General features: G+C 69.3%; 1 protein-coding gene. It reads right to left on the minus strand.

From position 1 onward, the window contains the following. A partial coding sequence (locus tag FQ755_RS06860) for a transporter substrate-binding domain-containing protein (RefSeq protein WP_260858367.1) occupies positions 1 to 528 on the minus strand: 528 nt, incomplete at both ends.

A 528-nucleotide genomic window follows, 5' to 3' on the forward strand; every position in this document is an offset into this window, starting at 1 on the left:
CGATCAGCTGCACCTGGCCCGACAGGAAGGCCTGGATGGTCGCGTTGTTGTCCTCGAAGCGCTTGATGGTGGCGTTCGGCGCCATCTGGGTCAGCGCGATCTCCTCCAGCGCGCCGCGCGTGGCGCCGACGGTCTTGCCCGTCAGGTCGGCCGGGCCCGCCACCTTGATGTCGGCGGGGCCGAACACGCCCTGGAAGTAGGGGCCGTAGGCGGCCGAGAAATCGATCACCTTCTCGCGATCGGGCGTCTTGCCGAGCGAGGAGATCACCAGGTCCACCTTGTTGGTGGTCAGGTAGGGAATCCGGTTCGCGCTGTTGACGGGCACCAGCTGCAGCTTCACGCCGAGCGACTTGGCGAGCAGCGCGGCGGTGTCGATGTCGTAGCCCTGCGGCTGCATGTCGGCGCCGACCGAGCCGAACGGCGGATAGTCCTCCGGCACCGCGACGCGCAGCGTGCCGCTCTTGGTGATGGTGTCGAGGGCGTCGGCCTGGGCGGCGTTCGCGCCGAACAGCAGCAGGGCGGGGGCGG

It is taken from the genome of Paraburkholderia sp. BCC1885, assembly GCF_900996235.1.
In the GTDB taxonomy this organism is placed as follows: domain Bacteria; phylum Pseudomonadota; class Gammaproteobacteria; order Burkholderiales; family Burkholderiaceae; genus Paraburkholderia.